The organism is Streptomyces sp. NPDC001068, assembly GCF_042897315.1.
GTDB lineage: Bacteria > Actinomycetota > Actinomycetes > Streptomycetales > Streptomycetaceae > Streptomyces.
The window spans coordinates 1,021,889-1,042,363 of the sequence record NZ_JBIAYD010000001.1; the positions used below are offsets into that span (position 1 = coordinate 1,021,889).

Here is a 20,475-nt window from a genome sequence, read left to right on the forward strand (position 1 = left end):
TCCCCGAGCACCTCGCGGGCCCGGCGCGGCGGGGCGGCGACGGCTGTCCACGACCGTCCGCCCCCCTTAATTGGTTTGCCGCCGGTCGGCCGGGGCGGATAGGAAGTTCGCATGCTGAGGGGTAGCAAGATCGCGCTCAGGGCCCGGCACGAGGCGGACGTCCCGGTGCTGCAGGCCGAGCTCCACGACGACGTGGCCGGTGCGTCGCGGGCCAGCGGCAGGCCGTGGCGGCCGTTCACGCCCGGCTCGAAGGAAGCGCCGTTCGTGGTGGACGACGAGAACGAGAAGAACGTTCCGTTCTCCGTGGTGGAGCTCGACGGCGGCGCGCTGGTCGGCAGCGCCATGCTGTGGGGCGTCGACACCCACAACCGGTCCGCGCACGTCGGGGTGGGACTGCTGCCGTCCGCCCGGGGCCGCGGTTACGGCACCGACGTGGTCGCCGTACTGTGCCACTTCGGCTTCGCGGTGCGCGGTCTGCGGCGGCTGCAGGTCGACACGCTGGCCGACAACACCGCGATGCTGCGTTCCGCCGAGCGCAACGGCTTCGTCCGCGAGGGCGTGCTGCGCTCCGCGGCCTGGGTGATGGGCGAGTTCCTGGACGAGGTGCTCCTCGGCCTGCTGGCCGAGGACTGGGAGCCGGCCGTAAAGGGCTAGGCCGCCGGCCGCTCGGGGGCCGGCGACCGCGCACACGGGACCGCGCGAACACTTCCGCCACCCGCAGCGCACGCCCGAGTCCGGGCCGCCGGCAGCGGTGGTCATCTGTGACGGAGATGACTGACATCCGCAGCGATCGCCGCGGCGGGGGAAGCATCGTGACCGGTGGAGCGCTGACACGGGTGAGAGTCACCGCGCTGTGAGGAAGGTCCCCGTGTCCCAGTCGTCGTCCGAAGTCCGCTCCCCGCGTCGGAAGCCCGCCGCCGAGCCCGCCCACGGGGTGCCGGGCTGGCTGATCGCGCTGTTCGCCGTCGCCTCCGGCATGACGGTCGCCAACCTGTACTACGCCCAGCCCCTGCTGTCCGAGCTGCGCGGGGTCTTCCACATCGGCGAGGCCACGGCGGGCGCGCTGATCACCCTCACCCAGGTCGGCTACGTGCTCGGCATGGTCTTCCTGGTCCCGCTCGGGGACCGGCTGGAGAAGCGGAGCCTGATCACCGCGCTGCTGACGGTCACCACGCTCGCCCTGGTGGCGGCAGGTCTGGCGACCGGCTTCCCCATGCTCCTGATCGCGTCCCTGATCAGCGGTGCCACCTCGGTGGTCGCCCAGATCCTGGTGCCGTTCGCCGCGAGCCTGGCGCCCGACCACGCACGGGGCCGGATCGTCGGCCGGGTGATGAGCGGCCTGCTCACCGGCATCCTGCTGTCCCGCACGCTGAGCAGCCTGGTCTCCGGCGCCGCCGGCTGGCGGGTCGTCTACCTCGGCTCGGCCGTCCTGATGGCGCTGCTGGGCGTGGCGCTGCGGCTGGCACTGCCCCGGCAGGCGCCGACCACGTCCGTGCCCTACCACCACGTGCTGCGCTCCACGGCGGCCCTGGTGCGCACGCACCCCGCACTCCTGCGCCGCGGTCTCTACCAGGCGGCGATGTTCGGTGCCTTCAGCGCCTTCTGGACCACGGTCTCGTACGTGCTGACGGGACCGCGGTTCCACTACTCGGCCGTCGGTGTCGGGGTGTTCGCGCTGGTCGGCGCGGCCGGTGCGGCCGTGGCGCCGCTCGCCGGACACTGGGCCGACCACGGACTGACCCGGCGGATGACCGGTGCCGCGCTCGCGCTCGCCGCGCTGGCCTTCGTCATAGCCGGCTTCGGTCAGCACAGCGTGATCCTGATCGCCCTCGGCGCCCTGGTGCTGGACGCGGCCGTCCAGACCAGCCTCATCCTCGGCCAGCACACCGTCTACCAGCTCGACCCGCTCGCCCGGGCCCGCCTCAACAGCGCGTTCATCGCGATCTTCTTCGTCGGCGGCGCGCTCGGCTCGCAGGCCGGCTCGATCGCCTACCGGGCCGGCGGCTGGAGCGCGGTCAGTCTGTTCGCGGCGGCTCTGCCGGTGCTCGCGCTGCTGTACTGGCTGACCGAGCGTCGGCAGGGCGCGAAGCCCGCGACTGCCTAGGATGCGGTGATGATCGCCGTTCCGCCGGGGGCGGGACGCTGCGCCGGTGGGAGCGGATGATGGACCTGCGCCAGATGGAAGTCGTCGTCGCGGTGGCGGACACGGGCGGGTTCACGGCGGCGGCCCGGCGGCTGCACGTGGTCCAGTCCGCGGTCTCCGGCACGGTCCGCGCGCTCGAACGCGAGCTGGGCACCGCGCTGTTCACCCGGACCACGCACCGGGTCGGGCTCACCCCGGCCGGGGAGGCGTTCGTGCCGGCGGCACGGCAGGCGCTGCGCGCCGCCGAGCTGGCCCGCGAGGCGGTCGACGCGGCCAAGGGCGAGCTCCGCGGCCGGGTGACGGTCGGCACGATGCAGGGGGTCTGGGCCGACCTGCACCTGGCGCTGGCCGCGCTGCGGGCGGAACACCCGCGGGTGGTGGTGCGGTTGCGGCAGGCGGCGGTCGTCGACCTCCGGCAGGGGCTGCGGGAGGGCACCGTGGACCTGGCGGTGGTGGCGCTGGACCGCCGCCAGCAGCGCGGGCTGGTGACCCGGCTGCTGTCCCACGAGGAGATGGTCCTGGTGGCCTCGCCCCGCCGGGACCTGCCCGTGAGCGGGCCCGGGAACACGGTCGACCTGGCCGGGATCGCCGAGCTGCCGCAGGTGGAGTTCACCCCCGGCTGGGCGGTCCGTGACGCCACCGACCGCGCGTTCCGGGCGGCCGGCGTCGAACGGGCCACGACCTTCGAGGTCAACGACATCGTGGCCGCGTCCGAGCTGGTCCGCAACGACCTCGGTGTCTGCGTCATGCCGCCGACCATCGCCGACCGCTTCCCGGACCTGGCCTGCTACCGCTTCACCCGGAACCCGCCGAGCTGGAAGGTGATGGTGGTACGGCCGCAGGGCGAGCCCCCGGCGGCGGTCGCGGCCCTGCTGAGGCACCTGACCTGACCCGCCGGGCGCCCCGGCTGTCAGTAGGTTTCGGCGTCGGGGATCACGTGCATCGCGGCCTCCTCGGCGGACGCCCCGGCCCCGTCCAGGCCCCGGTCGGAGGCGAACAGGTCGGTCTCGGTGTTCTCGTGGGCGCCCTCGTCCGGTGCCACCAGCCGTCCGGCGCGGCCGTCGCCGACCTCGTCGTCGAGGAGTTCGCCGTCCGTGTCCCAGGTGTCGCCGAGCCCGTCGCCGTCCGGGACGCCGACGTCCGGCACCTCCTCGGCGAGCCGCTCGTCGAGGGTCTCCCCGCGCCGCGCCTCGGCCGCCGTGACGCCGGTGTGCGTCACGGCCCAGGGCCGCTCCGGCGGCGAGTAGCCCTCGTCCAGGGCCTCCTCTCCGGCCCGGTAGTCCAGGGTGTCGGACGCGTCCAGCACACCGGCGTCGTCCTGCACCTCCGAACCGTCCGGCTGGTAGACGTCGTCACCCATCGCCTCGTCGGTCATACGTGCTCCATCGTCGCTCGGGCCGTCCGTTCGATCAGGCCGTCGGGGGAAAGGTTATGAGGTCCGGCAGGCGGACCGGAGGTGTTCGCGGCGGCCGTCCGCCGCCCCCGCGGTCGGTACCGGCCGCGACGGCCCCGCGACCGGTCGGCGGCCCCTGGCCGGCGCGGGGCGCCGACCCTGGTGGAACGGGGCCCCGACCCTCGTGGCACAGGGCTCCGACGCCCCTGAACCGGCGGCGCCCACGCGTGCGGTTGTCGTCCGTCGTGCGGCACGGGATGCTGATTGAGCACGAGGGGAAGCGGTGCCATGGATCGTTTTCCGAATGCCGCCGACGTCGAATTCCACAGTCCCCTGGACCTCACCAAGGCGGCCGCCGCGGTACTGGACGCGGAAGGCCGGTTCTCCGGCTGGAGCGCCTCGGCCCAGCGTCTCCTCGGCCATCCGCCGGAGGAGGTGCTCGGGCGGTCGGCCGACCGGCTGCTGGCGACGGGCCCGGGCGCACGGCGGTCCGCCCTCTGCGGGGCTCGGCGCCCCCGCACCGCGGTCCTTGACCTGCGGTGCCGGGACGGGCACGTCCTGCGCGCCGCCGTCACCTTCAGTCCGCTCGTCCACCAGGGTGCCGCCGCCACCGTCGTGGTCGCGGCGGAGCTGACCGCCCTGCGCGGCTGGGAGGCACAGCTGGCGATGCTGCAGGGACTGGCGACCGAGTCCTCCGTGGGCCTGACCATCTACGACACCGACATGCGCGTGGTGTGGGGCAACGCCTCCACCGACCAGGAGCTGGCCGGTGTCGCCCAGTACGTGGGCCTGCCCGCCTCGGCGCTCTTCCCGGAGGGCGAGTTCATCTCCCGCCACCATCCGCCGGACGAGGACCAGGTGATGGAGCAGGTGCTGAAGACCGGCGACCCGGTCCTCGGCATGCACTATCGCGGACGTGCCCCCGCCGACCCGGGACGCGAGCACGTCTGGTCCTGCTCCTACCACCGGCTGGTGGACGCCAGGGGCGAACCGCTGGGGCTCTTCGAGGAGTCCCTGGACATCACCGAGCGCTACCGCGCCCAGGAACGGCTGTCCCTGCTGGTACGGGCGGGAAAGCGGATCGGCGCCTCGCTGGACGTGCGGCGTACGGCCGCGGAGCTGGCCGACGTGGCCGTGCCGCAACTGGCCGACGAGGTGCTGGTGGACCTGCCGCCCGCGGTCATCGAGGGACGTCAGCCGCCGACCCGCTCCGCGCCGGGACACAGTCTCCTTCGGATGCACGGCCGTACCCCGGAGGAGTTCTCGACCACTCCGGTCTCCTATCCGCCGTCGTCACCACAGGCGCAGAGCCTGGCCACCAACCGCCCCGTGGTGGAGACCTGCCCGACGCCGGACGAGGGCTCCCCCGGCACCCGGCGCTCCGATCTCTTCGTCCCGCTGCTCGCCCGTGACGCGGTCGTCGGCCTCGCCACCTTCCGGCGCGGCGACAACCCCGACCCCTTCGGTCCCGAGGAGCAGACGCTCGCCGTGGAGCTGGCCGAGCGGGCCGCCGTCGGCATCGACAACGCCCGCCGCTACACCAGCCAGCACGCCGCCGCCCTGGTGCTGCAGCGGAGCCTGCTGCCGCGGCGGCTGCCCGAGCAGAGCGCGGTCGAGGTGGCGTACCGCTACCTGCCCGCGGACAGCCGGGTGGGGGTGGGCGGCGACTGGTTCGACCTGATCCCGCTGTCCGGTGCCAGGGTGGGGCTGACCGTCGGCGACGTGGTCGGTCACGGTGTGCACGCCGCCGCGACCATGGGCCGGCTGCGCGCCACCGTACGGACCCTGGCGCTGCTGGACCTGGATCCGGCCGAGCTGCTGACCCGGCTGGACGGCCTGGTCACACAGGACTGCGAACCCGACGAGGCCGGCGGGCCGAGCGACGAGGCCCTGGGCGTGACCTGCCTCTACGCGATCTACGACCCGGTCGGCGGCCGCTGCGTCTGGGCGAGCGCGGGTCATCCCCCGCCGATCGTCGCCGACGCGAGCGGCTCGGTCGCCCTGTCGGCGGCGTCGCCGGGTCCGCCGCTGGGGCTGGGCAGCCTGCCGTACGAGAACGTCGAGCTGGGTCTGTCCGACGGCAGCGTGGTGGCGTTCTTCACCGACGGTGTCGTGGAGGACCGGCGCACCGACATCGACAGCGGGATCGACCGCCTCGCCCATGTGCTCACCTGGCAGCGCTGCCCGCTGGAGGAACTGTGCGACCGGGCGATGTCGACCCTGCCGCCCGGCCCCCAGGCCGACGACGCCACGCTGTTGCTGGTGCGCACCCGCCGGCTGTGCGCCGACCGTGTGGCGGATCTGGAGCTGCCGCCGGACCCGGCGGTGGTGGCCGACGCCCGCACGGACACCGAGCGCCAGCTGGACACCTGGGGCCTGTCCGAACTCTCCTTCACCGCGGCCCTGGTGGTGAGCGAGCTGGTCACCAACAGCATCAGGTACGCGACCGGTCCCGTGATGCTGCGGCTGATCAGGGACCGCAGCCTGCTCTGCGAGGTCTCCGACAACGCCCACACCGCACCCCATCTGCGCCGTGCCCGCCGTGACGACGAGGGCGGCCGCGGCCTGTTCCTCGTCGCCCAGGTCTCACAGCGCTGGGGCACCCGCTACACCGCGTCCGGGAAGACCATCTGGGCGGAACTGTCCATCCCCTAGGCCGCGTCCGCGTTCATCAGTCCCTGCCCCGCACCCTGATCACGGTCCGGGGCGCACGCCGTGCGGCGCGGCCGGTCAGCCGCCGTGCAGCGCGTCCCGCAGGAAGTCGACGGCGATCTTGCGGACGACGGTGGCCGCCCTGGTGTCGCGCAGGCTGTCCAGGAGCATGAAGTCGTGGACCATGCCGGCCACCCGGAGCGCGGTGACGTCGACGCCCGCCTCGCGGAGCTTGTTGGCGTACTGCTCGCCCTCGTCGCGCAGGACATCGGCCTCGCCGGTGACCAGGAGGGTGGGGGGCAGCCCCCGGAGCAGTTCCAGGGGCGCCCGGAGCGGGGAGGCGTGCGCCTCGGAGCGCTGCGCCACGTCGGTGGTGTAGGCGTCCCAGAACCACCTCATGGTGTCGCGGGTGAGGTAGTAGCCCTCGGCGAACTGCAGGTAGGAGGGGGTGTCGAAGTCGGCGTTGGTCACCGGGTAGAGCAGGCACTGGGCCCTGAGGTCGATTCCGCCGCGCTCCTTGTTCATCAGTGCGAAGACCGCCGACATGCAGCCCCCGACCGACTCGCCGGCGACCGCTACGCGCGAGGTGTCCAGGCCGTGCCCGGCGCCGTGCTTCGCGACCCACCGGCCCACGGCGTAGTTCTGCTCGACCTGGGTGGGGTACCTGGCCTCGGGCGCGCGGTCGTAGACGGGAAAGACGCCCGCGGCGCCCGCCCCGACGGCGAGTTCGCGGAAGACGCGGTCGTGGGTCCTGTCGTCGCCGAGGACCCAGCCGGCGCCGTGGATGTAGAACACCACCGGAAGCGGCCCGGTCGCCCCCTTGGGCCGGATGATGCGGGTGCGGACCGTACCCCGGTCGCCGGTGTCGACGTCGACCCACTCCTCGTCGACGTCCGGGCGGGGCACGCTCGGGTCGCTCTGCAGGCCGACGAGGACCGCCCGGCCCCGCTCCGGGGGAAGTTCGTGGATGCGGGGGTGCGGGTCGGTCGCCTCCGCCAGGTCCCTCGCGGCCGGTTCGAGGTAGGGGGTGATCGGCGGTGGAAGGTCGGTCACGCTCACTCACTCCACGTCTCGGGCACCGGAGTGCCCGGTCGTGCGGCCCGGCGGAGCGGCCGCTGCGGATGGCGGTCCCCTCCGGACGAGGACTCCCCCGTCCCATCGTTGGCGCGCCCGGCGCGGCCCGCAACCGCCGCCACCGCGCCGGACCTCCTCACGAAGTGTGACCGGTGGGCGCGGCGGCCCGGCCCAGGCGGAGTGCGGAGACGAGGAAGAAGATCCCGCCCAGGAGGGCGTAGCCGGCCAGGGCGCCCAGGGAGGCGTGGTCCTGTCCGGCCTGGGCGGCGAAGGAGACTCCGGCGAACGTGGAGATGGCGCCGCTGGCGATCATCGGCCACTGTCCCGCCGTACCTCGGCGCAGGACGCCGACGAGCAGCTGGACGAGTCCCGCGGTGACGGCCCAGGCGCCCCAGACCCGCAGGACGGCCGGGATTCCCGAGGTGGCGGCGACGGCCAGGCCCGCGACGGCGAGGGTGCTGAGCGCGATGTTGGCCTGGAGCCCGCGGGCCGGTCCGCGGTTCGCCCGCGCGGACCTGAGGTCGACGACCGCGCACGCCACGTCGAACAGCGGGTAGATCACCAGCAGTGTCGCGCTGAGGGCGTTCAGGCTGTGCGCGGAGGTGAACAGCAGGGCGGCCCACACCGCGGCGAACGCGAACCGCACGAGGTACAGGCGGCGCAACGCCGCGGTGTCGTTCACGGTGGGGGCGGGGGCGGCGAGGACGGAGTCCATGGGGGTCCTTTCGGCGAGGGCGGGAGCTGCGACAGGGCAGGGCGAGGGCAAGGTACGGAGAGAGGGAGGGTGAGGGAGAACGTTCGGTCTTCCACTCATCCAAGGGGACCACCGCGCCCCTGTCAAGACCGAACGTTCTCCCTCGGCGGCTGATACCGTGGACGGCATGAACACGGGCACAGAGGGCGGAAGCACCTCCGAGGCACGGACGAGGCTGGTCGACACGGCGACCCGGATCTTCTACGCCGAGGGGATCCACTCGGTCGGCGTGGACCGGATCATCGCGGAGGCACAGGTCACTCGCGCCACCCTGTACCGGCACTTCAAGGGAAAGGAAGAACTGATCCTTTCCTACCTCCAGCAGGCCGACCAGGGCATCCGGGGACAGGTGGCCGCCGTCCGCGCGCAGGACCTGCCGGCGGCCGACACGCTCCGTGCCGTGAGCCGGTCCATCACCGGCGGCATCAGGTCCGCCGGATTCCGCGGCTGCGCCTTCCTGAACGCGGCGGCCGAGTACCCCGACCCGGCGCACCCCGTCCACCAGGCCGTGCTGGCGCACCGCCAGTGGTTCCTGGACACCGTCACCGAGCTGCTGGCGGACGCCGGACGCACCCCCGCCGACGCGGCGGGCCGGCACTTCGTCATGCTCCGGGACGGCGCCATGGCCGCCGGCTGCCTCTTCGACCCGGCGATGATCTCCGAGACGTTCCTGCGGGGCGTCGAAGGCCTCCTGCGCACGGACCACGGCGCCCACGCCTGACCGGGCCACCGACCGGGGCCCGCCCCGGGGACACCGGCCGCACGACCGGCCGCCGCGTACGGTGGGGACATGGCACCGCCGCTTCCGGGACCGCTGGCTCATCTGGCCCCGTTGCTCAGCCACTACGGCTACTGGGCGGTCGGCGCCGTGATCCTCGTGGAGGACTTCGGGGTCCCCGCTCCGGGAGAGACCATCCTGCTGGCCGCCGGCGTCTACGCGGGGGCCGGGCAGCTGAACATCGCGGCCGTGGCGGGCATCGCCTTCGCCGCCGCCGTCATCGGGGACAACATCGGCTACCTGATCGGCCACACCGGCGGACGGGCCTTCGTGCACCGGTGGGGGCGCTATGTCTTCGTGACCCCGGAGCGCTTCCGGGCGGGTGAGGAGTTCTTCACCCGCCATGGCGCCAAGATCGTCGTCGTCGCCCGCTTCGTCGAAGGGCTGCGCCAGGTCAACGGCATCATCGCGGGCACCAGCGGCATGCCCTGGCGGCGCTTCCTCGTCTTCAACGCCCTCGGCGCGGCCCTGTGGGTCGGGCTGTGGGCGAGCCTCGCCTATGTGGCGGGCACCCATATCGACGCCGTCTACGACGAGATCCGGCGCTACCAGCTGTACGCACTCGTGGCCCTCGCCGCCCTGGTCACCGCCTTCGTGATCCGGCACGTACTGCGCCGGCGACGCCGAAGCCGGACCTGAGGCGCCCGGAAGGACAGCCCCCGAAGGACGGCCCCCGAAGGTCGCGCGGGCCGGTCAGACCCGGCCCGTGACCGTGACGGTCACCGTCGATACCGGTCGGCCCGTCAGGCGCGCGGCCAGGTGCTCCTCGACGGCGGAGCGGACGGCACGGGCCACGTCCACCGCCCTGGCCCGGCGCAGGGCGACCACCTGGACGTCGACGTGCCAGCCGTCGGTGCCGTCGGGTCCCGGCGTCAGGCGGACCCCCGCGATCGGGCCACGGCCGGTCGCGGTCCCCTCGCCCGGCCGGGACAGCGAGGAGCGGAGCCGGTCGGCCAGCCCCGGCCTGAGGAAGGCGACGCCCGGCACGTTCTCCACGACGCCGGCCACGTCCTCGACCAGGGCGGCGGGCGCCGTGCGCGCGGTCATGGGGTGCTCCCTTCGCGGCCGTCGGCCGGAGTGCCGACGAGGTCCGTGACGCGAATGTCCACGGGTCCGGTGACCATGCCCAGCTGCCGCTCGGCGGCTTCCCGCACCCGCTGCCGTACCTGCTCCGCGACCTGGCGCAGCGCGGCGCCGGCGGGGGCGTGGATGTCGAGCCGTACCGCGACGACACCGCCCGCCGGGCCGTCGGCGGCCGAGACACGGCAGGAACCGGCGCGTACCCCGCGGACCGTCTCGGCCGCCGCGCGCAGGGCGCGGGCGGCGACCGTCTCCATGATCCACAGGTCCTCCGCGGGTTCGCCCAGAGGCAGCGGACGGCCGGGCCGCAGTTCGAGGCGGACGAGTTCCATGACCCGGCGGGTCAGCGGCTCGGCGTCGTACGCCGAGACGTCCGGCGCCTCCTCGCGCAGGCCGCGCACCGCGCTCTCCAGCCGTTCGAGCTCACCGGTCGCCCGGCGGCAGTGCGGGCAGGTGGCCGGGTGGGGGTCGTCGGTCCGCCGTTCCCGGTCGTCCCAGACCCGGGACAACGACCGTCCGCACGGCAGCAGTTCCTCGACGTCTCCATCGCCGTCGCCGCCGCCGCGTGGGCGGGCGTCCTCGGGCGGATCGGTGCGGGTGGTCATCGCCAGGCCCCCAATGCTCGTGTCAGACAGCGACGGGCGCGGAAGACGCGGGCGCGGACGGCCTCCTGGCTGATGCCGACCGCACCCGCGATGAACTCGTAGGACCGGTCGTCCAGTTCACGCAGCACCCAGCAGGCGCGCTGCTCCGCCGAGAGCAGGTCCAGGGCCTCCCGCAGTTCCCGGACGGCGTCCCGCCCCTCGGTGATACGCGCCGGGGAGGTGGCGTGTTCGGCGGCCGCCACCTCCCCCGCCGCCTCCAGGGGGGCCACCGGCCTCCGGGCCCGCAGGACGTTCAGGCAGCGGTTGGTGACGATCCGGTACATCCACGTACCGAAGGAGGCTTCGCCGTGGAACTCCGGCAGCCGCCGCCAGGCGCTGAGGAAGGCGTCCTGCACCGCGTCCTCCGCCTCCGTGGCGGTCCCCAGCAGCCGGGTGGCCAGCCGGATCAGCGCCGGTGCGTGGCGCTGCACGAGCACCGCGAAGGCGTCCTCGTCGCCCTCCGCGGCGCGGACCGCGAGCAGGGCGTCGTCGGTACCGCCGTCGACGTCCGGCGGCGCGGTGAGTCTGCTGGCGCCCGCCACTGGGCGGCTCCTCTCGTCCGGTCTCTCCCGTTGGACACCCGCACACCGTGCCCGTTACGCACGACTTCGGCGGCCGAACCGCACCCGGACGCACCTCGCTCACCCGGGCGGAGCACGTCACCCGGCGCCCTCCCGGGCTCTCCCGGATGCCGAGGCGGGCCCCGACGGGTTCCCGTCGGGTCACTGTCGGGCCCGCGTCGGACCCGCGTCGGGCCGCGTCGGCGTTCGCCGGGATCTTTTCCGGGCATCCGCGTCACAGTGACGGCCACCGCGGGTCGAAACGAGTGCAGGCAACGAGTACGGGCAACGAGTACATGCGACGAGTTCACGCACCCCACGAACGAGTCACGGCAGGAAGGACCCCACCATGACCACACAGACCGCGGTGGCCGCCCAGGACGCGCCCGCATCCCGCACCGGCGGCAGGACCGAAGGCACCACGGCCGTCTCCGGCGGCGCCACCGGCGCGGACCAGCCGGCCGCGGACCGCGGCCGGACGTCCATCGCCGACCTCGTCGTCGTGAAGGTGGCGGGCATCGCCGCCCGCGAGATCCCGGGCGTGTACGACATGGGCGGCGGGCTGTCCCGCACCATCGGCGCCGTCCGCGACCGCGTACCCGGCGGTCGGCCCAACGTCGGGCGTGGGGTGAAGGTCGAGGTGGGCGAGCGGCAGACGGCCATCGACCTCGACCTGGTCGTCGAGTACGGCGTGTCCATCACCGACGTGTCCCGGGACGTCCGTGAGAACGTGATCTCCGCGGTGGAGCGGGTCACCGGGCTGGAGGTCGTCGAGGTGAACATCACCGTCAACGACGTCCGCCTGCCCGACGAGGAGGAGCCTCCCGTGGGCACCGAGGCCCGCGTGGCGTAGCGGTTCTCTCCGGTGCGGGTGACGTGGACGGACGGCAGTGGATCCAGGTGGGAGGCGGGCGGGCGTGAGCGCACCGTTCATGGGGATGATCGCGGGGATGGCCCTGGCGTTCGCCGGGTACTTCGGCGGCTTCGGCGCGTTCCTGCTGGTGGCCGCGCTCGGCGGACTCGGCTGGGCGGTGGGCCGTTGGGTCGAGGGCGGCGGTGGCGTCCAGGACCTGCGGGACGGCTTCGAGCGGAGGCGCCGATGACCGCCGCCGCCGAACGGGGCACCACCGCCGTGACGGGGGGCACCACCACGGTCACGGGGGACAGCAGCGCGGTCGCGGGCCGGGCCGCGGGCGGGAGCGCCGAGCGCTCGGCCGACGAGGCGCCCACGGCCCGCGAGCTGGGCCGGCCCGGCCCACCGCGCGTGCGCCGCTCCCCCTCGGCGGAAGGGCCGCCGCCCGCGCGGCCCCGGACCCGGGCCGCCACCTGGTGGACGGCGCTGCGGCGCACGCCGGTGTCGCTGTGGAACGACGACATCTCCGACTACGCGGCGGCCCTGACGTACTACGCGATCCTCGCCGTGCTGCCCGCGCTGCTGGTGACGGTCCTGGCCTTCGGCCTGATCAGCCCCGGCACGGCCGAGGAGTTCGTCACCCATGTCAGCGCGTACGCGCCCGCCGAGTCGGCGGCCGACCTGCACGCCACCCTGTCCCGGATGCTCGGCGCGGACCGGGGCGCGTGGCCGCTGCTGGTGGCCGGCACCGTGAGCGCGCTGTGGTCGGCGTCCAGTTATCTCGCCGTCTTCCGCCGCGCCCTGCACCGCATGCACCGGGTCGAGGACCGGCGTTCGCCCTGGCGCCGGGCCCACCGCATCGTGCTCACCGCGCTGGTGCTGCTCCTCCTGCTGCTGACCGGTTCCCTCGCGCTGCTGCTGACCGGGCCGCTGGCGGAGGGCCTGGGCCGGATACTCGGTCTGGGTGCCACGGCGGCCTGGGGCTGGAACCTGCTGCGCTGGCCGCTGCTGCTGTGCCTGGTGGCGCTGCTGGTCGTCGTGGTCTTCCACACCGGCCCGGCCGCGGCCCGCCACCGGGCGCGCAGTCTGCCCGGCGGTGTACTGGCCGCCGTGCTGTGGCTGGCCGTCTCCACCGGCTTCGCGCTGTACGCCGCCACCCTGAGCACGTACAGCAGGCTCTACGGCTCCCTCGCGGGCGGCGTCGTCTTCCTGGTCTGGCTGTGGCTGTCCAACCTCGCGCTGCTCAGCGGCGCGCAGTTCACCGCCGAGCTGGGGAAGCAGGCCGCCGCGGACGGCGCGTCGCGGACGGCACCGGCCGGTGGTGCTTCCCACCGGCTCCTCAGCGCTGTGGCTCGGGGAAGACGACGCGGAGTGTCGTGACCCGCCCGTCGCGGCGGTGCATGAGCCAGGCGAGGGTCGGCGGACAGGGGTCGGCGATGCCGTCCGGATTGGTGACGTCCATCTCCCAGATGGTGACGGTGCGGCTGGCCACCACATGGCGCAGATGCTGGGTGATGCCCTTTTCCCGGTTCCTGCGCATGGCCGGGATGGGGTGGCAGCGCTCGCCCGGCGTGCTCAGGACGCCGACCAGTTCGGTCTCCGCCGGCCAGAGCTCCAGGATCTCGCCGGGCTGACGGCCGCGCCGCGCGCCCTCCAGCGTGACCTCCGCCTCCTGACGGCTGGCCTCGGTGAGCCGGGAGGCGTCGTCGTGGACCTGTGCGGCCGTCGTCAGCAGCACCTGGGCGAGCTTGGCCCGGGCCTGGTTGAGGCGGCTGCGCACCGTACCGACCGGGATCCCGCAGGCACGGGCGATGTCCTGGTAGGCGGTGATACCGCTGAAATGACGCAGCATCAGCACCAGCCGCAGCGACTCGGGCAGCTGCTCCAGCGCGTCCCAGATCCAGTCGCGCATCGCGTGCTCGTCCACGACCCGTTCGGGATGCCCGAGATACGAGGGGTTCGCGGGCCCGTACCCGGGCGCGTGCAGGTGGTCGAGGCCGTCCAGGCCCGGTGTCTCCCGGCGGCTCCGCAGCCGCATGCGGCAGCTGTTGCGCACGACCGCCCGCAGCCAGGCGCCCACGGCCGCCGGGTCCCGTACGTCGCCGATGCGGCGCAGCGCGGTGAGCGCGGCGTCCTGCACCGCGTCCTCCGCGTCGGGGCCGTAGCCGAGCAGGCTCAGTGCCACGGCCCGCATCGGTGCCTGGTGGCGGGCGAGCAGCAGACCGAGCGCCGCGGTCTCACCGGCCTGGGCCCTGCGGGCGAGTACCTCGTCCGTTGGCGCGTCGAGGGCTGTCATGGTGGGTGAACGCCTCCGTGGCGACGTGGTTCGCGGGCGTGCCTGTGGTGCATCATGCTCCGGTCAGGGCACCTCCGGCAGCCAGCTGCCGTGGAACCCGGCCGGGACGGGGTACGGCAGCTCCACCACCGCCTGTTGGGTGAGCTCCCGCGCGTCGAGCACGAGCAGCCCGCCCGCCCCGCCGTGGTCGTCCGACACGAGGGACAGCAGCCAGCCCGCGTCCTCGCCGGAACCGTCCGCCGCCGGCACGAAGACCGCCTCGCCCGCATGGCGGCCCCCTGGCGTCCTGTGCAGACGCCGCGTGCCGGTCGTGAGGTCGTGCTTGGCGACGCCGTCGCCGGAGACCGTGTACAGGTAACGGTGGCGGCTTCCGGTGAGGGTCTCGTTGTGGGTGGGGAACTCGGCGTCGCGGTCGTCCAGCGGGGACTCGGCGACGCGACCCGTGCCCGGGTCCAGGGTCCAGCGGTGCAGGACGGAGGGGACGGCCGGGGAGCCGTCCGGTTCCCTCCGCCCGGCCGGGCCGCCGAAACCGGTGGGGCCGCCGAACCGGGTGGGCCCGCCGAACCCGGTGGAGCCGCCCATGCCCGACCACGTGTGGCGGAAGCCCGCGGGGTCGTGGCGCACCGCGTCCAGCACGATCCGGCCGTGGGCGTCCTCGTAGGCGTTGCCCACATGGAAGACGTAGCAGGGATCGATGTCGTACCAGCGCACGTCGGCGCTGCCGGGCGCGCGGGACATGGTCCCGAGCCGGGCGCCGTACTCCTCGTCCCACCGGTAGGGCATACCGCCGCGTCCGGCCAGGCCGGGATCGAAGACGACGGGGAGGTCCATCCACACGATGTGGTGCTCGGTGACGGCGAAGTCGTGCATCATCGTCGGCCCCGGCACCGCGACCGGCCGGCTGTCGAGCAGTTCGCCCTGTGCGCCGACCCGGTGGTAGGCGAGGTACGGCGGGGTGAACCCGGTGCCGAACAGGTGGAGTTCGCCCGTCACCGGGTCCTCCTTGGGGTGCGCGGTCATCGCCGTCCTCAGCCGCCCGCCGAAGTCGTACGGCCCCACGGTCTCCAGCTCCTCGGTGACCCAGTAGGGCAGGCCGGCCTCGCACAGGGTCAGCACCATGCCCGCGTGCCGGATCACGTGCGTGTTGGCGGGCGTGGCCGCCAGATCGAGGGTGCGGTCCTCGCGGACGAAGGGGTGGCCCGCCAACTCCCGCGTGCGCACCCACCGGTTGCGGTACCACTCCGCGTGTCCGCCGCGCAGCCGGATGCCGTGCAGCATGCCGGAACCGGTGAACCAGTGCCCGCCGGCCTCGCCGGGCCGGGGATTGGGGCCGTTTCGCAGATAGCGGCCGTCCAGCTCGGGCGGCAGCGTTCCCCGCACCGTGAGGCCGGTCGCCTCACGCTCCTCCGGGACCGGTGCGAACCGGCCCCGGAGGTGGTGGGGAAGGGACGTCCCCTCCGTCATGCCCGCGGTCCGGGCGACGCGGCCCTCCTGACCAGCGCGGCGACCTCGGCGGGCTTGGAGACGTACACGGCGTGGCTGCCGCCCGTCTCGGTCACCGCCGCACCGGCCCGTTCGGCCATGGCCCGCTGGGCCGGCGGCGGGATCATGCGGTCCTCGGTGACCACCAGGTAGAAGGTCGGCCTGTCACGCCACGCCGGGTGGGTGACGGTCCCGTCCAACGCGTTCACGCCCCAGGGCACTTGGGAGTCGGCGAGGAACCGTGCCTCGTCGGCGGGCAGGTCGGCGGCGAAGGACGCGGCGAACTTCTCCCTGTCCAGGAAGAGGAAACCGTCGCGGGGCGGCAGGATCGGCGGCACGGGCGCGCCGGGCGGCGGGTCGGCGATCAGCATGTTGACGGACTCGTCCTTGTCGGGCGCGAACGCCGTGACGTACACGAGCGCGCTCACCTTCTCGTGGTTGCCCGCCTCGGATATCACCGCGCCTCCGTAGGAGTGGCCGACGAGTACGGTCGGGCCGTCCTGGGCGTCGAGGACCATCCGGGTGGCCGCCACGTCGCCGGCCAGGGACAGGGTGGGGTTCTGGACGACGGTGACGCTGTAGCCGTCGGCGGTCAGCAGGTCGTACACCCCCTTCCAGCCCGAACCGTCGACGAACCCGCCGTGGACCAGGACGACGTTCCTTGCTTCCGTGTTCATGCGTGAGCGCTCCTCTTGGGTGGACTGCTTGGACGGACTACTGCGGTACGGCCGTGACCTGGGTCTGCGCGGCCCGCAGACGCGCCTGGGCGCGGGCGGGACGGACCTTCGTGAACACGGCGGGGCCGACGAGGCCGACGACATGGGCGGCGATCCCCACCCAGGCGGGGGCGTCGACCGCGCCCGCGACGGCCAGGCTGACGCCGATGAAGGTGAAGCCGGTGCCCCACGCGGCGGTGATGTGGTTGTTGACGCGGACGAACTCCGGCAGGTCCCAGAACTCGCGCGGCGTCTGGCGCTTGGCGATGCCCAGCGTGAAGGGGCGACGGATCGCCAGCGTCCCCCAGGCCGTGGCCGCCAGCCAGGCGAAGGACACGACGTCGGTGTGGTGCGAGAGGGACGAGTGCGGCCGCGTGAGGGCGACGGCACCGACCACCGCGAAGTACACGATGGTGCTGGCCTCCAGGATCAGCGCGTCGAGATTCACCCCGCGACGGCGGTCCTGGAGCAGGAGCAGCAGTCCCGAGGCGAAACCGGCGACCGCACCCCAGCGCCAGTCCACGAAGCCCGACACGACACCGGCGATGATCCAGGGGACGAATCCGCGAAGATAACCCATTGAGCCTTCCTTGCTGAGGCGGAACGACGGTGGTCGACGCGGACTGGATGCGGGGCGGGCCGGGAAGTTCGAACTCCGGCGCGTGACACACGTCACACGGATGCGTCGCCGGCGGCGGGCCTGGGCGCACCCCGGCCCGCGACGGCGGACCGGGGCTGCGGGGCGGGGCGGCTGACGCGGTGTCAGCAGGTCGCCCGGGCGGCGTCCTCGATGAGGCGGGCGGTGACGTCCGGGTGGCTGATCATGGCGACGTGCGACGAGGTCGGCACCTCGACGACCTTGCGGAAGCCGGCCCGGCCGTACATCCAGCGTTCGGCGGCGGGCGGGATCGCCTTGTCCCGGCCGGCGACCAGTCCCCACGACGGGATCGTCCGCCATGCGGCGGCCGTGGTCGGAAAGGTGAAGGAGTCGGCGTCGAAGGGCCGCTGCGTGGCCTGCAGGACCCGGAACGCGGCCGCGGGTATGTCGGCGGCGAACGCGCCCTGGCCGTCCTTGCTCAGGTACAGATCGGTTCCGGTGGTGCCGTCGGGCCTGGTGTAGGGAACCGGCACGCTCACCGGCAGGACCTCGCTGCCCGGGAACTTGTCGATGAGCTCCCCCTGGGTCTCCCCCACGTCGGGCACGAAGGCCGCGACGTAGACCAGTGCCTTGACGTTCTTCTTCCCCGCGGCGGCGTTGGTGATGACGGTTCCGCCCATGGAGTGGGCGACCAGCACGACCGGCCCGCTGATGGAGTCCAGCAGACTCGCGACGTAGGGCGCGTCGGTGGGGATGCCCCGCAGCGGGTTGGACCCGGCGATCGTCGTGTAGCCCTTCTTCTGCAGCTCCTGGACGACGCCGTTCCAGCACGACGAATCGGCGTAACCGCCGTGCACCAGCACGACGGTCGGCCTGGCCTCGGCGGCGCGGCGGTCAGCCGCTGACGCGGTCGTGGCGAACGGGCCGGTCAGCGCTGCCGCGCCTGCGACGGCGGCACCGGTGGTGAGCACGGTGCGGCGGGTGAGATCGGAACTCACGAAGACTCCTTGGGTGGTGGGTGTCGGGCACGGGGTGACAGACGACGGCCGGACGCCGTCCCGGGCATCCCGGCCCGGCCATCGGGTGACGGCCGGGGACCTGGCCCCGGCCACGGGGTGGGCGGCCAGGGAAGGCTGGCCCCGGCCACGGGGGGGACGGCGAGGAAAGGCTGGTCCCGGCCACGAGGGGACTGCCGGTAATCGCGGCCCGGCCATCGGATGGCCGCCGGGATCCGGGCCCGGCCATCGGGTGGTGCGGTGCCGCGATGTCCGTCGTGTGTCAGGCCTGTCCGTCGGGCCCCTGCGCCGCTTGGGCGATGACGGCGGCCACGACGGCCGGGCGCGACACGTGGACGGCGTGGCTGCCCGGCGTCTCGGACACCGTCGCCCCGGCCCGCTCCGCCATGGCGCGCTGGGCGGCCGGGGGGATCATGCGGTCGTCGGTGGCGACCAGGTACCAGGACGGCCTGGCCCGCCAGGCCGGTACGGTGACCGCGCCCCCGAGCGCCTCGACGCCCCAGGGGACCTGCGCGTCGGCCATGAACGCCGCGGTCCTCCCGGGCACGTCGGCCGCGAAGGAGGCGGCGAACTTCTCGCGGTCCAGGAAGAGGAATCCGTCCCGGGGAGGAAGGATCGGCGGGACCGGCGCGCCCGGCGGCGGGTCCGCGATCAGGGTGCCGACCGACTCGCCCTTGTCCGGGGCGAACGCCGCGATGTACGCGAGCGCCGCGACGTTCGGGTGGTTGCCGGCCTCCGTGACGACGGCCCCGCCGTAGGAGTGGCCGACCAGGACCGCCGGGCCGTCGAGGGCGTCGAGGACCTGGCCCGTGGCGGCGACGTCGCCCGCCAGCGACAGGGTGGGGTTCTGTACGACGGACACCTGGTAGCCGTCGGCGACGAGGTGGTCGTAGACCCCCCGCCAGCCCGATCCGTCCACGAAACCGCCGTGCACGAGCACGACGTTCCTGACCGTCGTCATGGTGCCTCCTGACCGGATGGACAGGCGCCGCACCTGTCCGACGTCGCCATCCAAGTCGTCCGGCGCGCGGGTGAACACGCAGAACAGCACGCAGGATCGGGGCTCTTCCGCGGCCCGCGCGCCGGCCGCGAGAGCGCACGTACACTCGCGGCATGCCGGGGGTGCTGAGTTTCGAGGGGGTCGTCCCGGGCGACCGGGCCGAGTTCTGGCGCGACGCGTGCACGCGGACCTTCGTGGGGGTCGAGACCGCGGGAAGGCCCGGCGAGGCGATCGGCGGCCGGGTCCGGGCGTACGAGGTGGACGGGCTGGCGGTGGGGGACATCGCGGCGACCGCGCAGTCGATGACGCGCACCCAGCGGCTCGTGGACGCTGCCGAGGCCCACTACCTTCTGCTCGGCATGCAGGTGCGGGGAGCGGCCGGGATCGCGCAGGGCGACCGCCGGATCCGGCTCGACCCCGGTGACTGCGTGGTCCTGGAGTCGCGCCGCGCCTTCGAGCTGGACTTCGCCGAGTCCTTCGGCCTGTGGGTGTTCGCGTTCCCGCGGCACCTCGTACGACTCGGCGAGCAGGACCAGCGGCGGCTGGCCGCCCGTCGGGTGAACGCCCGCACCGGGCTGGCCGGGGTCTCCCGCCGGGCGCTGCTCGACCTGGCCCGGAACGCCGGCGAACTGACCCGGAACACCGGCGAACCGAGCCGGTCGCAGAGCTCGGGCGCGCTCGCCCTGGCGAACGACCTGCTGGTCACGCTGCTCGGCGAGCCCCTGGCCGAGAGCCCGCGGCTGGCCGGCTCCCTGCAGCGGACCCTGCCACTGCGGATCAGGGACCACATCGACCGGAACCTGGCCGACCCAGGACTCGACCCGGTTCGGGTGGCGGCCGCCTTCGGCATCTCCACCCGCTATCTGCACAAGCTCTTCCGGCCCGAGCGGGAGACGGTGGCGCACTACATCCGCGAGCGCCGGCTCGAACAGGTACGGCTGCGGCTGCTGGACGCGCGCTTCGCCGACCGGCCGGTCTCGGCGCTCGCGTTCGACGCGGGATTCGGCGATCTCAGCGGCTTCAACCGGGCGTTCAAGGCCAGATACGGGGTCAGCCCCCGGGAACTGCGGCGGGGCCGGTAGCCGACGGGTGCGCTCCTGTCCTGCCCGGGGTGCGCCGCCGTCCGTGTTTGCCCGGGGTGCGGACTTCCATCATGGGACCTCCGTCTCGCGGTTGTCCGGCAGGAGTGACCCATCACGACACAGAACGGCTTCGCCGAGCTGCTGCGCGGCCATCGGCGTGCGGCACACCTGACGCTCGAACAGCTGGCCGAGGCCTCAGGGGTCAGCGCCCGCACGCTGTCGGACATCGAGCGCGGCCGGAGCAGAGGTCCACGGCACCGCACCGTCACCGCGCTGGCCGACGCGCTGAAGCTCGCCGGCGACACCCGTACCCGGTTCCTGGAACTGGCCCGGGACGGCAGGCTGGCGGACCAC

At 73.8% G+C, this 20,475-nt stretch carries 22 protein-coding genes and 1 pseudogene; 11 read left to right on the top strand and 12 right to left on the bottom strand.

Going from position 1 to position 20,475, the window contains the following annotated elements:
• Positions 1–111: 111 nt before the first annotated feature.
• The 3 genes from ACFY3I_RS04435 (at position 112) to ACFY3I_RS04445 (ending at position 3,033) form a co-directional block, all read left to right on the top strand.
• The gene (locus ACFY3I_RS04435) at positions 112–654 is read left to right on the top strand and encodes a GNAT family N-acetyltransferase (protein ID WP_390859267.1); all 543 of its coding nucleotides are present in this window, start codon (positions 112–114) and stop codon (positions 652–654) included.
• A gap of 280 nt (positions 655–934) precedes the next feature.
• A complete protein-coding gene (locus ACFY3I_RS04440) occupies positions 935–2,104 on the top strand; it encodes an MFS transporter (protein ID WP_390859429.1) in 1,170 nt (389 codons plus the stop codon).
• Positions 2,105–2,163: 59 nt separating this feature from the next.
• A complete protein-coding gene (locus tag ACFY3I_RS04445) occupies positions 2,164–3,033 on the top strand; it encodes a LysR family transcriptional regulator (protein ID WP_390859268.1) in 870 nt (289 codons plus the stop codon).
• 20 nt (positions 3,034–3,053) lie between these two features.
• Here ACFY3I_RS04445 and ACFY3I_RS04450 read toward each other — a convergent pair whose 3' ends face one another.
• On the bottom strand, positions 3,054–3,518 hold the full coding sequence (locus ACFY3I_RS04450) for a DUF5709 domain-containing protein (protein ID WP_365288779.1): 465 nt from the start codon (positions 3,516–3,518) through the stop codon (positions 3,054–3,056).
• 306 nt (positions 3,519–3,824) lie between these two features.
• Here ACFY3I_RS04450 and ACFY3I_RS04455 point away from each other — a divergent pair, with 306 nt between their 5' ends.
• Positions 3,825–6,191, top strand: coding sequence for a SpoIIE family protein phosphatase (locus ACFY3I_RS04455; protein ID WP_390859269.1), 2,367 nt, complete (start codon positions 3,825–3,827; stop codon positions 6,189–6,191).
• Positions 6,192–6,266: 75 nt separating this feature from the next.
• Here ACFY3I_RS04455 and ACFY3I_RS04460 read toward each other — a convergent pair whose 3' ends face one another.
• On the bottom strand, positions 6,267–7,241 hold the full coding sequence (locus tag ACFY3I_RS04460) for an alpha/beta hydrolase (protein ID WP_390859270.1): 975 nt from the start codon (positions 7,239–7,241) through the stop codon (positions 6,267–6,269).
• A 157-nt stretch (positions 7,242–7,398) separates the two neighbouring features.
• Positions 7,399–7,977, bottom strand: a complete 579-nt coding sequence (locus ACFY3I_RS04465; protein WP_390859271.1) for a hypothetical protein — start codon at positions 7,975–7,977, stop codon at positions 7,399–7,401.
• Positions 7,978–8,143: 166 nt separating this feature from the next.
• Here ACFY3I_RS04465 and ACFY3I_RS04470 point away from each other — a divergent pair, with 166 nt between their 5' ends.
• The gene (locus tag ACFY3I_RS04470) at positions 8,144–8,737 is read left to right on the top strand and encodes a TetR/AcrR family transcriptional regulator (protein WP_365288775.1); all 594 of its coding nucleotides are present in this window, start codon (positions 8,144–8,146) and stop codon (positions 8,735–8,737) included.
• 69 nt (positions 8,738–8,806) lie between these two features.
• Entirely contained in the window at positions 8,807–9,433 is a 627-nt protein-coding gene (locus tag ACFY3I_RS04475; protein ID WP_390859272.1) for a DedA family protein, read from the top strand.
• Between the two features lie 54 nt (positions 9,434–9,487).
• On the opposite strand, the gene ACFY3I_RS04480 is transcribed toward ACFY3I_RS04475, so the two are convergent.
• From ACFY3I_RS04480 to ACFY3I_RS04490, 3 genes are read right to left on the bottom strand one after another with little or no spacing between them, the layout of a single operon-like run.
• Entirely contained in the window at positions 9,488–9,841 is a 354-nt protein-coding gene (locus ACFY3I_RS04480; protein ID WP_390859273.1) for a hypothetical protein, read from the bottom strand.
• Entirely contained in the window at positions 9,838–10,479 is a 642-nt protein-coding gene (locus tag ACFY3I_RS04485; RefSeq protein ID WP_390859274.1) for an Asp23/Gls24 family envelope stress response protein, read from the bottom strand. The genes ACFY3I_RS04480 and ACFY3I_RS04485 overlap by 4 nt, the downstream gene beginning before the upstream one ends.
• Entirely contained in the window at positions 10,476–11,060 is a 585-nt protein-coding gene (locus ACFY3I_RS04490) for an RNA polymerase sigma factor (RefSeq protein ID WP_390859275.1), read from the bottom strand. The genes ACFY3I_RS04485 and ACFY3I_RS04490 overlap by 4 nt, the downstream gene beginning before the upstream one ends.
• A gap of 367 nt (positions 11,061–11,427) precedes the next feature.
• Between ACFY3I_RS04490 and ACFY3I_RS04495 the strand changes: the two genes are divergently transcribed.
• From ACFY3I_RS04495 to ACFY3I_RS04505, 3 genes are all read left to right on the top strand, one after another.
• Positions 11,428–11,931, top strand: a complete 504-nt coding sequence (locus ACFY3I_RS04495) for an Asp23/Gls24 family envelope stress response protein (RefSeq protein WP_390859276.1) — start codon at positions 11,428–11,430, stop codon at positions 11,929–11,931.
• A gap of 64 nt (positions 11,932–11,995) precedes the next feature.
• Positions 11,996–12,181 carry a hypothetical protein gene (locus tag ACFY3I_RS04500; protein ID WP_365288808.1) on the top strand — a complete coding sequence of 62 codons (186 nt, stop codon included), beginning with the start codon at positions 11,996–11,998 and terminating at the stop codon, positions 12,179–12,181.
• Positions 12,178–13,311, top strand: a complete 1,134-nt coding sequence (locus ACFY3I_RS04505; RefSeq protein WP_390859277.1) for a YihY/virulence factor BrkB family protein — start codon at positions 12,178–12,180, stop codon at positions 13,309–13,311. The genes ACFY3I_RS04500 and ACFY3I_RS04505 overlap by 4 nt, the downstream gene beginning before the upstream one ends.
• Here ACFY3I_RS04505 and ACFY3I_RS04510 read toward each other — a convergent pair.
• The 6 genes from ACFY3I_RS04510 to ACFY3I_RS04535 form a co-directional block, all read right to left on the bottom strand.
• On the bottom strand, positions 13,271–14,227 hold the full coding sequence (locus tag ACFY3I_RS04510) for an RNA polymerase sigma factor (protein WP_390859278.1): 957 nt from the start codon (positions 14,225–14,227) through the stop codon (positions 13,271–13,273). The two genes, ACFY3I_RS04505 and ACFY3I_RS04510, sit on opposite strands and share 41 nt — an antisense overlap.
• Positions 14,228–14,290: 63 nt before the next feature.
• A complete protein-coding gene (locus ACFY3I_RS04515) occupies positions 14,291–15,691 on the bottom strand; it encodes a carotenoid oxygenase family protein (RefSeq protein WP_390859279.1) in 1,401 nt (466 codons plus the stop codon).
• Positions 15,688–16,386 (bottom strand): alpha/beta fold hydrolase, encoded by a 699-nt coding sequence (locus ACFY3I_RS04520; RefSeq protein ID WP_390859280.1) that lies wholly within the window; start codon positions 16,384–16,386, stop codon positions 15,688–15,690. Before ACFY3I_RS04520 ends, ACFY3I_RS04515 begins: the two co-directional genes overlap by 4 nt.
• Positions 16,387–16,423: 37 nt before the next feature.
• A complete protein-coding gene (locus tag ACFY3I_RS04525) occupies positions 16,424–17,005 on the bottom strand; it encodes a hypothetical protein (RefSeq protein ID WP_390859281.1) in 582 nt (193 codons plus the stop codon).
• Between the two features lie 182 nt (positions 17,006–17,187).
• Positions 17,188–18,021, bottom strand: coding sequence for an alpha/beta fold hydrolase (locus ACFY3I_RS04530; protein ID WP_390859282.1), 834 nt, complete (start codon positions 18,019–18,021; stop codon positions 17,188–17,190).
• Positions 18,022–18,301: 280 nt separating this feature from the next.
• On the bottom strand, positions 18,302–19,000 hold the full coding sequence (locus tag ACFY3I_RS04535) for an alpha/beta fold hydrolase (RefSeq protein ID WP_390859283.1): 699 nt from the start codon (positions 18,998–19,000) through the stop codon (positions 18,302–18,304).
• 152 nt (positions 19,001–19,152) lie between these two features.
• Here ACFY3I_RS04535 and ACFY3I_RS04540 point away from each other — a divergent pair, with 152 nt between their 5' ends.
• Complete coding sequence (locus ACFY3I_RS04540) at positions 19,153–20,121, top strand: helix-turn-helix domain-containing protein (protein ID WP_390859284.1); 969 nt, start codon at positions 19,153–19,155, stop codon at positions 20,119–20,121.
• Between the two features lie 141 nt (positions 20,122–20,262).
• Positions 20,263–20,424, top strand: a pseudogene (locus tag ACFY3I_RS04545) (helix-turn-helix domain-containing protein); the annotation flags it as partial.
• Positions 20,425–20,475: the final 51 nt, after the last annotated feature.

What these genes read in the sequence shown, in the direction of transcription:
- ACFY3I_RS04445 (WP_390859268.1), top strand. Translation starts at nt 2,164, where the DNA reads ATGGACCTGCGCCAGATGGAAGTCGTCGTCGCGGTGGCGGACACGGGC.
- ACFY3I_RS04450 (WP_365288779.1), bottom strand. Translation starts at nt 3,518, where the DNA reads ATGACCGACGAGGCGATGGGTGACGACGTCTACCAGCCGGACGGTTCG.
- ACFY3I_RS04475 (WP_390859272.1), top strand. Translation starts at nt 8,807, where the DNA reads ATGGCACCGCCGCTTCCGGGACCGCTGGCTCATCTGGCCCCGTTGCTC.
- ACFY3I_RS04470 (WP_365288775.1), top strand. Translation starts at nt 8,144, where the DNA reads ATGAACACGGGCACAGAGGGCGGAAGCACCTCCGAGGCACGGACGAGG.
- ACFY3I_RS04515 (WP_390859279.1), bottom strand. Translation starts at nt 15,691, where the DNA reads ATGACGGAGGGGACGTCCCTTCCCCACCACCTCCGGGGCCGGTTCGCA.
- ACFY3I_RS04510 (WP_390859278.1), bottom strand. Translation starts at nt 14,227, where the DNA reads ATGACAGCCCTCGACGCGCCAACGGACGAGGTACTCGCCCGCAGGGCC.
- ACFY3I_RS04535 (WP_390859283.1), bottom strand. Translation starts at nt 19,000, where the DNA reads ATGACGACGGTCAGGAACGTCGTGCTCGTGCACGGCGGTTTCGTGGAC.
- ACFY3I_RS04525 (WP_390859281.1), bottom strand. Translation starts at nt 17,005, where the DNA reads ATGGGTTATCTTCGCGGATTCGTCCCCTGGATCATCGCCGGTGTCGTG.
- ACFY3I_RS04485 (WP_390859274.1), bottom strand. Translation starts at nt 10,479, where the DNA reads ATGACCACCCGCACCGATCCGCCCGAGGACGCCCGCCCACGCGGCGGC.
- ACFY3I_RS04455 (WP_390859269.1), top strand. Translation starts at nt 3,825, where the DNA reads ATGGATCGTTTTCCGAATGCCGCCGACGTCGAATTCCACAGTCCCCTG.
- ACFY3I_RS04435 (WP_390859267.1), top strand. Translation starts at nt 112, where the DNA reads ATGCTGAGGGGTAGCAAGATCGCGCTCAGGGCCCGGCACGAGGCGGAC.
- ACFY3I_RS04505 (WP_390859277.1), top strand. Translation starts at nt 12,178, where the DNA reads ATGACCGCCGCCGCCGAACGGGGCACCACCGCCGTGACGGGGGGCACC.
- ACFY3I_RS04520 (WP_390859280.1), bottom strand. Translation starts at nt 16,386, where the DNA reads ATGAACACGGAAGCAAGGAACGTCGTCCTGGTCCACGGCGGGTTCGTC.
- ACFY3I_RS04480 (WP_390859273.1), bottom strand. Translation starts at nt 9,841, where the DNA reads ATGACCGCGCGCACGGCGCCCGCCGCCCTGGTCGAGGACGTGGCCGGC.
- ACFY3I_RS04540 (WP_390859284.1), top strand. Translation starts at nt 19,153, where the DNA reads ATGCCGGGGGTGCTGAGTTTCGAGGGGGTCGTCCCGGGCGACCGGGCC.
- ACFY3I_RS04495 (WP_390859276.1), top strand. Translation starts at nt 11,428, where the DNA reads ATGACCACACAGACCGCGGTGGCCGCCCAGGACGCGCCCGCATCCCGC.
- ACFY3I_RS04465 (WP_390859271.1), bottom strand. Translation starts at nt 7,977, where the DNA reads ATGGACTCCGTCCTCGCCGCCCCCGCCCCCACCGTGAACGACACCGCG.